This window comes from Prosthecobacter sp., assembly GCF_044378005.1.
Lineage (GTDB): Bacteria > Verrucomicrobiota > Verrucomicrobiia > Verrucomicrobiales > Verrucomicrobiaceae > Prosthecobacter.
The window spans coordinates 40,917-55,698 of the sequence record NZ_JBILYB010000023.1 but is presented as its reverse complement, the minus strand read 5'-3'; the positions used below and the strand labels follow the sequence as shown (position 1 = coordinate 55,698).

Below are 14,782 nucleotides of genomic sequence, written 5' to 3'. Positions count from 1 at the left end.
CCCACGCGCCCCGTTCCAACCGCGTTCCTATGGGCGTTACGGTGACGCTTACAGTGTGCCGGGGTTTGGGTTGTTTGATGGGTCCGGTGCCGAGTTCTGGCCTCCGGGGTTTTGCCGATGCCTTGCGGCCCGGCCCGTCTTTTTTGAGCTGCTTATTGCGTGGTGACATATTGTCAGACATCACCCCGCGTTTCCGTGGCTTGCACTGTGCCTGCCAGTCGCCGCATTGGTGAATGCTGGCGACTTCACCACGCCTCTACTTGCTTGGCGAAGGCGGGGCTATTTGATTCAAATCAGCCGGGGCTTGATTTTTCAAGATCAGCGCCCGCGAGGGTGTTCTTTGCAGCGGTGTCTTTTGTCGTGTTTCGCTTTCTACTGACAGCCTGATTCCACAGATAGTCTAGGCGCTGCTTCTGCTTCCAGTGTGGCAAATAGAAACGCTCGTAAAAGTCCCGCGCCAGTTGGAAGCCTGCCCCCTCCATGTGTGTCTTGTGCTTCAAATCGCCAAACTTTTTGACGAATGAACCGCAAGCCAGCTTGATCTCTTTATCGTGAGACCACTCCTCCTGAAGAACGTCGTATAGCGATAATTGCCAGCAATCATTAAAGTTAGTCAGTTGTGCCAAATTTAAGCCATGCGTGCAGAAAGGATGTTTTTCGAGTTCATCCAAAAACTCACCCCAGGAGCCAGAGCGGTTTGGATGTGCGTTGCGCTCCTGAATGAAGAAGCTGTTCCATGACTCCTTGATGTCTCCCATTGGCAGGCGAACGAAGTGATGAACACCGCGTGAATCACGGTCGTCACGATGGAAGAATTTCTTCAGTTCAAAAGTTGAAGCCACTTCAACCGCTTTCTTCCATCGCTCAATGTGCTTCATCATTTTTCGATTCACCCAATGAATCAACTCCTTGGCTGGTGGCTTCTTTGCACCCCATGGGAATGGTATGATTCCCCGCTTAAACTCCTCATTCGCCTCTGAAAGCGAGTCTGCTTTGCTATTCAGCCTTGCTTCGTGATATAGCACCCCAAGCACTCGCCCTGCCTCGCGTTTATGATTTGGGTTTTCTGCCTTGTAGGCCAGTTCATGCAGCCACTTCCAAAGCAGTTCAATGGTCCAGGTGCATGAGTGCATGAGGCCATCAACATCGGAGGAATGATCGCCGAGTTTATGCTCGATCAGTCTCTGCATTCTAGCTTCCCAATCCTCGGGATCAGAGGGGAAGTTGTGAAGCTGCCAATAGTGTTCTGGTGGCATGTCCCAATACTTTGCTTCGTCCCTTACCCGAAAACCTGCTTCGATCACTTGCTTAGCCTGCTCATAGTCCTCTGCTGATTCAGCTTCGATTTTGGCGATTGCGCGCCCCTGATAATGTATCCAGCCATTCTTGTGCTTCGGTTTCGCTGGTTCCTTTGTGCTCGCCGTTGCTTCGGTGCATTGTGGAAAATTTTCCGCTGCTGAATCCATCTTATCAGGGGTCGCTGGCTTTGATGCCTTACCCCCGCCCCCCGGCCTCTTGTTCGTTGGCTTCTTCATCGTGTGGCCTCCTTGGTTTTTGTCGTTCGCTTGATGGTATGCAGTCTGGATTTCCCCGGCATCAGCGCCCACCATGCCCGCGCCGCCTCCGGCTTCACCGATTCCCGATAGTGCCGGAAGAGCATCGCCGTGGATGTGTGGCCTAGCTGCAAGGCCGTCTCATTGATGTCTCGATGCAGCGCCAGATGGTAGGAGGCGAAGCTATGGCGCAAGACATCGTTCGGCCATCGCTCAATGCCCGCCGCCTTCATCGCCATCTGTCTTTTATAGCGGTCCTCCATCCCCTTTGGGCAACTGACCACCCGGCCCGTCTTGCCCGCGTAAGGCTCCAGCCATGCCCGCAGGTTTTTCGAGATCGCCACCAGCCGCCGCCGCTGCCCGCCCTTGGCCTTCCGGGCCGTCACCTCGACAAAGCCCGTATCCAGATGGATTTCCTTCCACTCCAAGCGCCCGATCTCATCGGGCCGCAGTCCGGCAAAGCCAGCGATGGCAAGTGCGGGAAGCCAGTCAGGATGAGCCGCATTCAGCAGCGCCGCCATTTGCTCCGGCGTGAACACCTCCACACTGTCCTTGGCCTCCACGCGGGGTTTCTTCACCTTGCGGAAAGGGTTCTCGCCAATCAGTCCACGGTGGACCGCATAGGCAAAAACTGCGCCCACAGTCCGATGGTAATTCCCCTTTGAGAGATCGCCCACCGCCAGCCCAGCCAGCCAGTTCCGAATCAGTTTCGGGGACACATCACAAGCCAGCGAGTCAGGCCCGAAATGATCTTCAAAAGGTCGCCAGCGTCGTTTGAGATCGTGGCGGTATGCCTCGGATAGCTTGGCGGTTTCCGCGTCCGCCTGGAACTCCTGCCAGATGGCCGCGAGAGTCAGCGCCGCCCGCCTCGATTCAAAAAGCGCTGCCGCCTCCCGTGCCACGGTCACAAAGTCCAGCCCGGTGCCATCCAGCGCCTTCCGGCAGTCCACCCAATCCCGCGCCGCATCCAGCAGCGTGACGCCGTAAGGGGCCAGCAAATCCACCGCCCGGCCCGCGTCTGCCGCTACCTCCGGGTCACGGGCGATACGTTCGGCCAGTGTCCCCGTGTTCGTCCTCGCCGTCGTCAGCATTTGCAGCCGACGCCTGGCCGCGTCCAAATCCGTGAAGTATTCCCGACTGCGCTTCCCATCGACATAATGCCCGGCCAGCATCCAGCGAACTTTGCCCGAAGTCGTGAGCTGCTCCAGCAGATGCGGGCAGGAAAGCCGCTTCTTGCGCTTGATTGGCGGCAGGTGTCCGGTAGTGTCCTTTTCTGGCGTTCCCATGCGCCCAGAATACCTTAACTGTCCCTTATCTGTCCACGTTTTCTATTCTCAATAAGAACGTTTTCACATAAAACGTTGAGGTTCAAGCACTTGCTCCTGTAGCTCAACGGTTAGAGCAGGGGACTCATAATCCCTTGGTTCTCGGTTCGAATCCGGGCGGGAGCACAGGCTTCTAGGCGCTGCGGGACAACCACTGACTCCCCCAACCATGCCCATTCATCTCGGTGTTAATATCGACCACGTCGCCACGCTTCGGCAGGCGCGTTATCGGACCATGCTCGGCGCGCACAATGTCGAGCCCTCCATCCTTCAGGCCGCGCTGGAAGCCGAGGCTGCCGGGGCGCACTCGATCACCATTCATCTGCGCGCGGATCGCCGCCACATCGTGGATGAAGATGTCTATCTGCTGCGCCGTGAGATCGGCACGATGATGAATCTGGAGATGGGCAACACTCCCGAGATCCTCGGCATCGCCCTGAAAGTGAAACCGCACTTCGTCTGCATGGTGCCGGAGAATCGCGAGGAGGTCACCACCGAGGGTGGACTGGATGTCGTCGGGCAAAAGACGGCGCTGAAAGCCAGCGTGAGCCAGCTCGAAGCCAATGGCACGCGCGTGAGCATGTTCATCGACCCGGATCTCGATCAGGTGCGGGCCTCGGCGGAGATCGGCGCGAGCATGATTGAGCTGCACACGGGCACCTTTGCCAATGAACTCGGCGAGAAACGCACGGCTGAAGCGCTGCGACTGAAAGCAGCGGCTGAGCTGGCGCACAGCCTCGGTCTCCAAGTGAATGCAGGTCACGGTCTGACGACGAAGAATCTGCCAGAGCTTTTCATCGTGCCGCATCTCGCGGAACTGAACATCGGCCACACCATTGTGGCGCGTTCGGTCTTTGTCGGACTGCGTGCTGCCATTCAAGAGATGCTGGAAGTGATGAAGGGCTATCCATCAGCATGACACCTCTCGGCCTCGGCATTGATCTCGTGGAAGTGGGACGCATCCGCGACCTGCTTACGCGACATGGCGAGCGCTTCAAAGAGAAGACATTCACCGCTGGCGAGATCTCCTACTGCGACTCCTGCGCTGATCCGGCGATGCATTATGCGGCACGCTTTGCCGTGAAGGAAGCGGCGGCAAAGGCCATCGGCACCGGACTTTGGGCGCAGGGCGTGGACTGGAAGGACATCGAGGTGCTGCGCGAGGAGTCGGGCAAACCAACGCTGGCTCTACATGGCGGCGCAAAGGCTCATGCGGCGCGCATGGGCAGCTCGGGCAGCCTGATTTCCATCACGCACACGAGCGAGCTTGCGATGGCGCAGGTGATCCTGGTTTAATCAGTGATTATGTCAGACATCCCACAGGTCGCCGTGCTCGTGGACACCTCGCGTTCTTATGGGCGCGACATCGTGCGCGGCATCCGGCGCTATGTCGCGGAGCAGGGGCCGTGGTCGCTCTATCTGGAGCCGCGTGATCTACGCTCCAGCTTCCCGGACTGGCTGAAAAAATGGCCGGGCGATGGAATCCTCGCGCGCACCGCAGACTCCGCGCTGCTCCGCCAACTGAAGGCGACGAAGCTCCCCGTGATCGAGTTGCGCACGACCGTGCTGAAGCATCCGTTCCCCTACATTGGGATGGACAACCCCGTCATCGGCGAGCGGGTGGCACGGCATTTCCTGGATCGCGGTTTCCGGCGTTTCGCCTGCTATTTGGACACTGGCGAACTCTTCTTTCGCCAGCGCTGCGAGAGCTTTCTCAAGACGCTGAAGGGGCAGGGGATGCAGTGCTCCGTCTTCGAGGCCAAGGCGGCGGGGCTGCGTTGGGATCAGCATCAGCGTCAACTGGCGGAGTGGCTCACCTCGCTGGAGAAGCCTTGCGGACTCTTTGCCACCAATGATCAACTCGGCTTCTGGGCGCTGGATGCGGCACGGCGTGCGGGCATCTCCGTTCCGGAGCAGATCGCCGTCATCGGCGCGGAGAATGACAAGACCCTGTGTGAGACCGCGTGGCCGCCGCTTTCCAGTGTGCAGCTTCGTGGACAGACGGTGGGATTCACGGCGGCAAAGATGCTGGATGAATGGATGAAAAAGAAGGTCATGCCGCCAAAGGAAACCTTTCTGCCTCCGGGTGACATCGTGGTGCGCCAGTCCTCCGACATCGTGGCCGTGGAGGATGAACGCATCGCGAAGGCATTGCGCTACATCCGCCAACGTGCAGCGAATGGCATTGGAGTCGATGACGTGGCCCGTGAGGTGGCGCTGTCACGCAGTGCGCTGGAGCGGCGGATGAAGACGATGATCGGCCGTAGTCCTGGCGAAGAGTTGATCCGCATTCGCTTCAGCCAGGTCGAGCGACTGCTCGCGCAAACCGATCTCACGCTGGATGCCATCGCTGAGCGTGCAGGCTTCAAGCATCCGCAATACATGGCCGAGGCTTTTCATAAGCGGGCAGGGATGACGCCGGGTGAGTATCGGCGGCGGAATCGGGTTTAGTGGCTCAAGTCATCTGCTGCTCGTGAGATCATCGTCCTTCCCAAGACGTCAGGAATTCTGAGCCTCGGAGAGGCGGCAGGCAATAGCCCACCGCTTCAGCGGTGGGTCAAAAGAAGGCTGGCCATCTCAGAGACAGAGTCCCGGCAGGGACGAAAGAGCTGCTCGGCTGCCCCCTGGGCTTCTCCTGGCCCACCCCATCTCCGGCAGGCGGTGGGGAAGATCGGGATGCGCGCGCGAGTCACGAGTTCTTTCGTCCCTGCCGGGACTAGTGGTGATGGAGGGACGCGTTCACATCCCGACCCACGGATGAATCCGTGGGCTATTGTCTGCCGCCTCTCCGAGGCTCCAAGACAAGAGGGGCGCACGCCAGAATGTTGTGCGGAACACATCTGCAGAGTGCCAGGGCTGCCGATGATTATGCTGCTGACAAAACAATGGGTATGACTACAAATAACGCGTTCGGATAAAAGCAAAGCACCCCATGGCATGAACAAGAGCGCCCACTTCATTGCAGTAGCTGGCATGGCTTCACAGGTTCTGATTCCTGCTGGCTTCGGAGTCTCTCTGTTGCGTCTTCACTCCGCCGTTTCAGAGGTCAATCTGAACCAGACAACGGATGTGCAGCAAATCACGGCGAGCATTGGCACGGCAACGAGCGAGATGGGGAGCGCTTTTGAGCCGCTGCTCTGGGCCTTCAGTTTTGCAATGGCTGGGTTGATTCTGTTCATCATCGCCGTCACTCGATTTCGATACAGACGCCGGTGGGCTTTCTGGTTCTCCTGCATCTATGGAGCTTGTTTGCCATGCCTTTTTCCGCTCGGGTTACCTTTCGGACTATTCCTGTTGATCTACGCTTTGATTCATCGTCATGAGTTTGTGTCAACAAACTCAGCGCCTGCCATGACGCTGGCATGAAACGGCCTCCTCGCAACGGCATGGTCAGCACGCCGCAGCCAAGCCCAAGATGCCTGAGTTCAGTCGCAGGCAGATGAGACTGTGACCGTTTACGCGGAACTTTTCGCCGCCGTGGATGGGGATGATGTCAGCGGCGAAAGACGGATTCGTGGAGGTGTCGAAGACGAGGCTCCAGGTGCAGGCTTTCGTGCCGGGCAGCACAAAGTCTGTGGCGAGTTCTCCTCGGTTGAAAAGAAGTACCATGGGCGGCTTTCCTGAAATCAGGGCGCCGAAGGTCGTGCGGGAGGAGTCGTGCCACTCGTCGTGGCAGAGCAGGCTGCCGTTGCCCTCCAGCCAGGCGACATCGGGCAGGCCGGTGACGGGGCTCCATTGGCCATCAAAGAAATCGGTGCGGCGGAACTCGGGATGCTCGCGACGCAGGGCGAGGATGCTGCGTGTGAAGTTGAGCATCTCGGTGTCGCAGGTGCTCCAGTCCATCCAACTGAGTTCGTTGTCCTGGCAGTAGGCGTTGTTATTGCCTTTTTGAGTTCGGCCACGCTCGTCGCCAGCAGTGATGAAGGGGACGCCGATGGAGGTGACGAGTGTGCCGATGAGGCTGCGCCGGAGCCGGGCGCGGAGTTTGTTCACGCGGGCATCGCTGGTTGGGCCTTCGACGCCGCAACTGATGCTGTGATTCTGGTTGTCGCCATCGCGGTTGTCCTCGCCGTTGGCTTCGTTGTGCTTGCTGGCATAGCTGACGAGGTCCAGCAGCGTGAAGCCATCGTGACTCGTGATGAAATTGACGCTGCTCAAAGCCGGGCGCTGGGCTCCGCCGTAGATGTCCTGGCTGCCGCAGAAGCGCTTGGCGAACTCGGCGGTGCTGCCTTCATCGCCCGCCCAGAATCGGCGGATGGTGTCGCGATACTTGCCATTCAGCTCGCGCCAGGGCTCGGGGAATCCACCGACCTGGTAGCTGTCGAAACGCATGATGTCCCAGGGCTCGGCGATGAGTTTGACCTGTGAGAGGACGGGGTCCTGGGACACTGCCGCGAGGAACTGACACTGCGCGTTGAACTGGTCATGCTCATCACGCGCGACGGTGACGGCGAGGTCGAAGCGGAAGCCATCGACATGCATCTCGGTGACCCAGTAGCGGAGGCTGTCGAGGATGAGGCGGAGCGCGGGCGGGCTGGCGGAGTCCACCGCATTGCCGCAGCCGGTCATGTTGATGTAGTTCGAGCCGTGCTCGTCGAAGTCGTGGCGGTAGTAGAGACGGTCATCGAGACCTCGGAAGGAGACCGTGGCTCCGCGTTCATCGCCTTCGCAGGTATGATTGTACACGACATCGAGGATGACCTCCAAGCCGGCGGCATGGAGTGCTTTGACCATGTCTTTAAACTCACGGATCTGCGCCTCGGGATCGTGGGCGGCGGCGAATTCGTTGTGCGGGGCAAAGAAGCCGACGGCGTTGTAGCCCCAGTAGTTCGTGAGGCCGCGTTCGAGAAGGAATTGATCGTCGAGATGCTGGTGGATGGGCAGCAGCTGCAGCGCGGTGATGCCGAGATCTTTGAGGTAGGCGATCACGCTCGGGTGAGCGAGTCCTGCATAGGTGCCACGCAGCTTCTTCGGCACGTCGGGGTGCATTTGCGTGAAGCCTTTGACGTGCAGTTCATAGAGCACGGTGTCGCGCCAGGCGGTGTGCGGAGGCTTGTCACCGCTCCAGTCGTAGCTGCCATCGATGACGGCGGCCTTCAGGGCTTCGGGGCCGTTGTCATGCGCGCCGGGGAAAAAGCCCGGACCTTGCGGGCCGAGCATGGAGGCGCGGCCTTCGGGTTTGCCGACGATGGCGCGTGCGTAGGGATCGAGGAGGAGCTTGTTCGCGTTGTAGCGCAGGGCGCTTTTCGGCATCCAGGGACCGTGGGCGCGGTAGCCGTAGAGGGCGCCTTTTTTCAGGCCGGGGACAAAGACGTGCCAGAGGTCGCGCTCGCCACGCGTCAGGCGGGCACGGGCGGTTTCGTGGGTTGGCTGAGCGGGGTCGTAGAGACAGAGGTCCAGCGCCGTCGCGTGCCGTGAGAACACGGTGAAATGTACACCTCCGGGCGTGAGGTGGGTGCCCGGCGTGGAGGCAAAGCTGGCTGGATCGGGAGACATGCGGTCTTTCTCCATGAAGCAGGAGACACGCCGATGCACGAACGATTTCAGAGCGCGGCTTGTTCTGTCCTCCGCAGCCGTGAGCTGCTGGCCTCCAGGGATTGCTCAAAGCTGATCAGGCGGCATCAGACTTTGTGAAAGCCGTCGGCTTCTTCCTCGGGGATGTTGAACTTCACGGCGGTCTTGCCGACGTAGAGATTGATCTTGCTCGGGGCGCCGCTAGCCTCAGAATCCATGGAAATGCGTTCCACATTCCTTTTCGCGATGCTACTCATTCTAGCTCAGGGAGAAAGTGTTAGAGCAGACAGTCCCGGCTCGAATTCCGAACATAAAACTGCCTCTCCCGATGGCAATCACCTCATAGTGATGACGCCAAGAGACTTTCGTGGAGATGCTGGTATGGGCAAGGTTTACAAAAGTGGACTGGAAGAGGAAACTCCATTGTGGACAGTCCCGTGGTTCGCCCAGCAGGTGATGCTTTCAAACACTGGGAATGAACTTGTACGCTTTGGTCCATGGGCCAGTGATCAAGAGAAGCACACGGATCTGGCAGTGGCTTTTTATTTCAAAGGAAAGCTTCTAAAGCAGTATCAAGTGAGGGATTTGATAAAGGATTCTGAACGGCTGGACTACTCGGTTAGCCATTATGCATGGAAGGCGTCCCAAAGTACTCAACCGACAGGCTTTTCTCAGGATGGTCGGATGTTTCATCTCGTCCTTTGTGACCGCACGGCATACGACTTCGATGCCAGATCGGGTATGATCGCGAAGACTTCCATCGATCATGAAGCCAAGTCGATGCACGATTTGTGGCAGGAAGAGCGTGATGCGGAGAAACTGCTCGGGACGAGTATATTCGAGAAGAGTCCTCTAATGGCACTCTACGAGCCGCACTTCGAGGTTCAGGGTATGAGCGCTGGGGCTGGCAAGAGCTGCTTTGATTTTAAAGAGAGCGAATGGACCTGCCGAATGACACCCAAAAAGGCCATGTCCATGGAGGTGGAGATCTCGGTGATCTACCCACGCCGAAAAGACAATTCGCTCGCCATGATCATGTCCCCTCAACCGATTCTCTCTGCCGTTGAGGCTGCACTGGCTCATCCGTATGTGATTCGCGCGGCCAAAGCCGATAAGAATGCTTCATTATTGATGCAAGTCAGCGCTGATCATCTTTACCACGAGCGGAGGGATATTGAAGAGCTGATTACCGCTTTTAAGTTTGATGCCCCTGATCTTAAAGATCCCGATGTCTGGGCTGAGTTCTTCCTGAGGACTTCGGATAGCGGAACCTTCTGGCTTAATTTGAAGAATCGCTGGGTGGTAAGGCAAGGTTCAAGCAACGGCTCCTGGCCTTGGCCCCTGTATTTGATGAACGAACGTGGGGATGCCCTCAAAAACACGAACGATGGTAAAACCACAGCGGACCCCGATACAAGTGATCCCTTCGGAGCAGCTCCCAAATCTTTAAAATAGCCATCGTTCATCAGTCTGGCAGGATGAGAACGAAGTGGGTCACGCCGCCACAGGCGCTTCAAACCATCTGCCGTGCTCTTTGATCAGATCGACGAGGCGCTCGACGGCTTCTTCCTCGGGGATGTTGAACTTCACGGCGGTCTTGCCGACGTAGAGATTGATCTTGCTCGGGGCTCCGCCGACGTAGCCGAAGTCCGCGTCGGCCATCTCGCCGGGGCCGTTCACGATGCAGCCCATGACGGCGATGCGGACGCCTTTGAGGTGGCCGGTGGCTTCGCGGATCTTTTGCGTGGTATTTTGCAGGTTGAAGAGCGTGCGGCCACAGCTCGGGCAGGCGACGTAGTCGGTCTTGAAGATGCGGACACCGGCGGCTTGCAGGATGTTGTAGCTGACACGCAGGCTCTGGCCGGGGGCGGACTCGCCCTGAACGATCACCGCATCGCCGATGCCATCGCAGAGCAGGGAGCCGATGTTCGTGGCGGCGCGGAGCAGGTTATTGAGGAAGTCTTCGTTGCCCGTCGAATCGAAGGTGTCTTTGAGCAGGATGGGATGCTTGGCCTCAAGCTTCGCTGCGAGCAGACGATAGGCGTGGATAGGATGCAGCGCGGTGCCATCGGCGATGGTGACGAGCTTCGCTTCAGCGGAAGCATTTACGGATTGCACGGCGGCATCGTCGCGTGGGTCGAGGGCGATGATCGGTGTGTCTTCGATAACGAGCTCGGGCTTGTAGTCGCCGAGCTTGTCCATCTTATGCGCGACGGCGTCCCACTTCGCACGCGAGGTGAAAACGGGAACGGTGGCACCTTGCCCACAGTCGATGCCATTCACGACCAAACGATCCGTGGCGCGGCGGCTGTAGCTGAAGGGATCATAGCTGATCGGCGGCGGCTGGCTGATCACTGAGGACTGTGCACTGAGGACTTGGCTTTGGACCGAAGCGACCAACGCCCGAGCCACGGGGATCTCGTGGATGGCGTCTTCGGTCAAAGAAACGCGGATCGTGTCGCCGATGCCATCGGCGAGCAGTGAGCCGATGCCGATGGCGCTCTTGATGCGGCCATCTTCGCCGTCGCCAGCTTCGGTGACGCCGAGGTGGATCGGATAGTTCCAGTCGCTGCCGAGTGCGTTCAGATGCGCGACGAGCAATCGGTAGGCCTCGATCATGACCTTCGGATTGCTGGCCTTCATCGAGAAGAGGAAGTTATGGAAGTCATGCGCGCGGGCGATGCGGGCAAACTCCAGGGCACTCTCCACCATGCCGTGCGGCGTGTCGCCATGGCGGTTCATGATGCGGTCGCTGAGCGAGCCGTGATTTGTGCCGATGCGCATGGCGCGGTTCAGCGCTTTGCACTGCTGCACGAGAGGGACGAACTGCTCCTCCATGTAGGCGACTTCCTCGGCGTATTCGGTGTCGGTGTATTCCTTCACCGCGAACTTCTTCTTGTCGGCATAGTTGCCGGGATTCACGCGGACTTTCTCCACCCACTTCACGGCTTCCATGGCAGCGTCAGGTTTGAAATGGATGTCAGCGACGAGCGGGACATCACACCCGGCGGCGCGGATGCCATCGCGGATGTGCTGGAGGTTCTCGGCGATGACGCGCGTCTGCGCCGTGACACGGACGATCTCACAACCGACGGCAGCGAGTTCGAGCGCTTCCTTCACACAGGCCTCGGCATCGCGAGTATCGCTCGTTAGCATCGACTGCACACGGATGGGATTGCTGCCGCCGATGCCGACATTCCCGACCATGCAGACCCGCGTCTCGCGGCGCTGGTAATGATAGAGGTCGGGGCAGTAACGGAGGGCTTGAGTGGAGGTCATCGGAGAGGCGCTATGAAACCCGAATGCAGGCGTGGTGCAATGGCGAAGGCGGATTTGGAGGCTTGTCAGAGCCGGGGGAGTCCTTTAATCTGGAGCCATGATCGAGTTGCTCACCAAGCCCAGCATGCAAAAGCGCGCTCTGCCGCTCTCGGTAGCGGCGTGGCATGAAATGATCTCGAAGGGACTGGCACCTGAGCGCGCGGAACTCATCCGGGGGGTAATCATTGAGAAAATGTCGAAATCATACCTGCACGTCCTCATCCTGGATGCCTTGATTGATTCTTTGAAAGCAGTCCTCGCCGGGCGCTTTTGGGTGCGACAGGAGGCTCCGTTGACGCTCGCGGATTCTGAACCAGAACCTGATGTTTCCGTGGTCGAGCTTTCGCTTCGTCGTCCCGGGCCGCATCCCTCGTCAGCTAAACTGGTGGTGGAGATTTCCGTTTCGACTCTCTCCGATGACCGCGACATGGCGCTGCTCTACGCGCAGGCTGGCGTCGAGGAATACTGGGTCATCAATGCCAAGGGCAGGTGTCTGGAAGTGTATGCCCAGCTTCAGAATGGTGGCTACAGCCTCCAGCGCAGCATTCCAGAAGGTGAAGTCTGGCATTGCACCTCGTTGCCGGACTTGAGTCTGGATGTGGCGGCGCTTTTTGCCGGCCTGACGGAAGCCAAGTAACTTACTTTGCCTCAGCGCGCTTCTCTTTCGGCAGCCACTCGAATTCAGTGACGCCGCCAGCTTTCTTGCCACCACCGCCACCGAGGAAGATATCGCCGGTGTCTTTGAGGGTGACGAAGATCATGAAGCCGAAGAGGATGAGCACGCAGGCGGTCTGGAAGACTTCGAGGAAGCGGCCCTGGAGCGGGCGGCGGCGGATGGCCTCGCCAATGGCCATGACGATGTGCCCACCATCCAGCACGGGGAAGGGCAGCATGTTCATGATGGCGAGGTTCACGTTCAGGACGACGCTGAACCAGAGGATCTGAAGCAGCGCGGCGGGGTCCTGGAGGAGATTGTAATACACGCGGCCAATGCCCACGGGGCCGCTCATGTGGGCTGGGCTGATGTCGGAGTTCGAATAGACGAGCTTCTGCACCATGCTGACGAGGGATTTCGCGGCACCTGAGACCTGCTCCCAGACGCCGGGATGGGCGAGCTTCCGCGCGCCGGTGGCGTGCCAGACGATGCCGACCATGGGCTGTGTCCAGTCGGCGGGATGTTTGTCCGGCAGGCGTGGGGTGAGGGTGACGGTGCTCTCCGCGTTATCGCGGCGGATGGTGAGCTGGATGGGCTTGCCTTCACGAGTCTTGATGTAGTCGGAAAGCTGGAGGCGATGCGTGATCGGCAGGTTGTCGGCCTTCAGGAGTTCGTCGTTCGGCTTCAAGCCAGCTTCTTCAGCAGGGCTGTGGGGCTGGAGGGCGCCGACCATGGGCGTTTCTTTGCCGACGATGCCGACTTCACGAAGAGGTGGGCGCTTGAAGATGGCATCACGAGCCGAACCGAGGACAGATTGGGCTTTGGCCTCTTCTTCCTCGGGCCATTCGGAGGCGACGGCGATGGTGGGGATGGCTTTGCCTTCACGTTCGACATCGAACTTGATGGTCTTGTCTTCACTGGAGATCACGGTCCAGCGGACGGTGTCCGTGGTCATGCCTTCGAAGCGATGGATCTCCTGGCCGTCGATGCGGAGGATCTTGTCACCTCCTTTGAGGCCCGCTTTGTCAGCCGGGCTGTCTTTGGCGACATAGCCGATGGTGGTGGTGACGAAGGGCTCCGTCTGGGGTTTGCCCAGCCAGCTCACGAGCAAAGCAAAAACGCAGGCGAGGAGGAAGCTGAAGAGCGGTCCGGCGAAGGCGACGATGATTTTGTCCAGCGGCGAGATCGGGGGCAGGGGCTCGGTGCTGTTGCTTTCGCCTTCGATGGCATCCATCGGGGCCATCTGGGGGAGCTTCACAAAGCCGCCCGCCGGGATGCTGCCGAGGCCGTATTCCACGCCGTTGATGGTTTTCTTCCAGAGTGGCTTTCCGAACCAGATGTAGAAAGCCTCCACACGGAGCCCACGCCAGCGAGCGGCGAGGAAATGACCCCACTCGTGGACGAGGATCATGAGGTTGAAGACGAGCAGAACTTCGAAAACAAGGATGGCGATGCGGAGTGCTTCGCCGACGGGACCGAGAGAGGAGAGCCAGGACATGAAAGGGTGGAAAGGGTCAGATGAGAAACGCGCGGCAGGCGCAGAAGGGCGCAAAGCTACCACCCGGCTCAAACTCGGCAATGGGGGAGATGCCTACTGACAATTTTCTCACGAGCTCGGTTGGGTCACCACACGCACCACCTCGGCGGCGAGGGCGAAGCCGAAGGTGCCGGTGACAAACGTCGCTGCGCCGAAGCCGGCGGAGCAGTCGAGGCGGAGACCGGGCTCGGTGGTTTCGGCGCGGTTGGCGGCGCAGGTGCCGTCGGGCTGGGGGTAGATGGCTTTTTCGGTGGAGAAGACGCAGGGCACGTCCCAGTGCATGGGGCGTCCTTCGGGGCTTTTCGGGAAGCTGTGTGCTTCGCGGAGGCGGCGTCGGACCTGCTGGAGCAGGGGATCTGCCCCGGCCTGGCCGAGGTCGGCGACTTTGACCTGAGTCGGGTCACGCCTGCCACCGGCGCTGCCGGAAACGATGACGGGGATGCCGAGGGCGCGGGCCTTGGCGATGATGAAGGCCTTGATGTTCGTGCTATCGACAGCATCGACGATGACATCGAAACCGGGCGCGAGGAGTCGGTCGGCACTTCTTTCGAGGAAAAACTCGGGCTGGGCGGTGATGCCGCACTCCGGGGCGATCTGGCGGACACGCTCCGCCAGGACTTCGACCTTGGTTTTGCCGAGGGTGCCGGTCAAAGCAGGGAGCTGGCGATTCGTGTTCGTGATGCAGACATCGTCCATGTCGATCAGCGTCAGCGTGCCGATGCCGCTGCGGGCGAGTGCCTCGACGACCCAGGAGCCGACGCCGCCGACACCGATCACGGCCACGCGGGCGGCGTGCAGCCGGGGCAGGGCGGCACTGCCGTAAAGCCGGGCGATGCCGCCGAAGCGCTGGAGGTAGTCTTGTGTCATGAGTTCGGATAGC

At 59.4% G+C, this 14,782-nt stretch carries 12 protein-coding genes and 1 tRNA gene; 7 read left to right on the top strand and 6 right to left on the bottom strand.

Annotated elements, in window-relative coordinates; translation table 11 throughout:
• Positions 1-293 precede the first annotated feature (293 nt).
• Complete coding sequence (locus tag AC6FTP_RS07240) at positions 294-1,535, bottom strand: hypothetical protein (protein ID WP_497206240.1); 1,242 nt, start codon at positions 1,533-1,535, stop codon at positions 294-296.
• On the bottom strand, positions 1,532-2,839 hold the full coding sequence (locus tag AC6FTP_RS07235) for a tyrosine-type recombinase/integrase (protein WP_497206239.1): 1,308 nt from the start codon (positions 2,837-2,839) through the stop codon (positions 1,532-1,534). The genes AC6FTP_RS07240 and AC6FTP_RS07235 overlap by 4 nt, the downstream gene beginning before the upstream one ends.
• A gap of 92 nt (positions 2,840-2,931) precedes the next feature.
• Between AC6FTP_RS07235 and AC6FTP_RS07230 the strand changes: the two genes are divergently transcribed.
• The 5 genes from AC6FTP_RS07230 to AC6FTP_RS07210 all read left to right on the top strand — a co-directional run bounded on the left by AC6FTP_RS07230 (position 2,932) and on the right by AC6FTP_RS07210 (position 6,244).
• Positions 2,932-3,004: transfer RNA gene (locus AC6FTP_RS07230), tRNA-Ile, on the top strand.
• Positions 3,005-3,047: 43 nt separating this feature from the next.
• A complete protein-coding gene (locus tag AC6FTP_RS07225) occupies positions 3,048-3,797 on the top strand; it encodes a pyridoxine 5'-phosphate synthase (protein ID WP_497206238.1) in 750 nt (249 codons plus the stop codon).
• Positions 3,794-4,174, top strand: a complete 381-nt coding sequence (acpS, locus tag AC6FTP_RS07220) for a holo-ACP synthase (RefSeq protein WP_497206237.1) — start codon at positions 3,794-3,796, stop codon at positions 4,172-4,174. The genes AC6FTP_RS07225 and acpS overlap by 4 nt, the downstream gene beginning before the upstream one ends.
• A gap of 9 nt (positions 4,175-4,183) precedes the next feature.
• On the top strand, positions 4,184-5,329 hold the full coding sequence (locus AC6FTP_RS07215; RefSeq protein WP_497206236.1) for a XylR family transcriptional regulator: 1,146 nt from the start codon (positions 4,184-4,186) through the stop codon (positions 5,327-5,329).
• Between the two features lie 486 nt (positions 5,330-5,815).
• Positions 5,816-6,244 carry a hypothetical protein gene (locus AC6FTP_RS07210; protein ID WP_497206235.1) on the top strand — a complete coding sequence of 143 codons (429 nt, stop codon included), beginning with the start codon at positions 5,816-5,818 and terminating at the stop codon, positions 6,242-6,244.
• Between the two features lie 24 nt (positions 6,245-6,268).
• Here AC6FTP_RS07210 and glgX read toward each other — a convergent pair whose 3' ends face one another.
• The gene (gene glgX / locus AC6FTP_RS07205) at positions 6,269-8,374 is read right to left on the bottom strand and encodes a glycogen debranching protein GlgX (RefSeq protein ID WP_497206234.1); all 2,106 of its coding nucleotides are present in this window, start codon (positions 8,372-8,374) and stop codon (positions 6,269-6,271) included.
• Positions 8,375-8,614: 240 nt separating this feature from the next.
• On the opposite strand from glgX, the gene AC6FTP_RS07200 reads away from it, so the two are divergent.
• The gene (locus AC6FTP_RS07200) at positions 8,615-9,847 is read left to right on the top strand and encodes a hypothetical protein (RefSeq protein WP_497206233.1); all 1,233 of its coding nucleotides are present in this window, start codon (positions 8,615-8,617) and stop codon (positions 9,845-9,847) included.
• A 39-nt stretch (positions 9,848-9,886) separates the two neighbouring features.
• On the opposite strand, the gene ispG is transcribed toward AC6FTP_RS07200, so the two are convergent.
• On the bottom strand, positions 9,887-11,671 hold the full coding sequence (gene ispG / locus AC6FTP_RS07195) for a (E)-4-hydroxy-3-methylbut-2-enyl-diphosphate synthase (protein WP_497206232.1): 1,785 nt from the start codon (positions 11,669-11,671) through the stop codon (positions 9,887-9,889).
• A 97-nt stretch (positions 11,672-11,768) separates the two neighbouring features.
• Here ispG and AC6FTP_RS07190 point away from each other — a divergent pair, with 97 nt between their 5' ends.
• Positions 11,769-12,347, top strand: a complete 579-nt coding sequence (locus tag AC6FTP_RS07190) for a Uma2 family endonuclease (protein ID WP_497206231.1) — start codon at positions 11,769-11,771, stop codon at positions 12,345-12,347.
• A 1-nt stretch (position 12,348) separates the two neighbouring features.
• On the opposite strand, the gene rseP is transcribed toward AC6FTP_RS07190, so the two are convergent.
• Both rseP and AC6FTP_RS07180 read right to left on the bottom strand, forming a co-directional pair.
• Complete coding sequence (rseP, locus tag AC6FTP_RS07185) at positions 12,349-13,863, bottom strand: RIP metalloprotease RseP (RefSeq protein WP_497206230.1); 1,515 nt, start codon at positions 13,861-13,863, stop codon at positions 12,349-12,351.
• Between the two features lie 108 nt (positions 13,864-13,971).
• Positions 13,972-14,769 carry a tRNA threonylcarbamoyladenosine dehydratase gene (locus AC6FTP_RS07180; protein ID WP_497206229.1) on the bottom strand — a complete coding sequence of 266 codons (798 nt, stop codon included), beginning with the start codon at positions 14,767-14,769 and terminating at the stop codon, positions 13,972-13,974.
• Positions 14,770-14,782 lie beyond the last annotated feature (13 nt).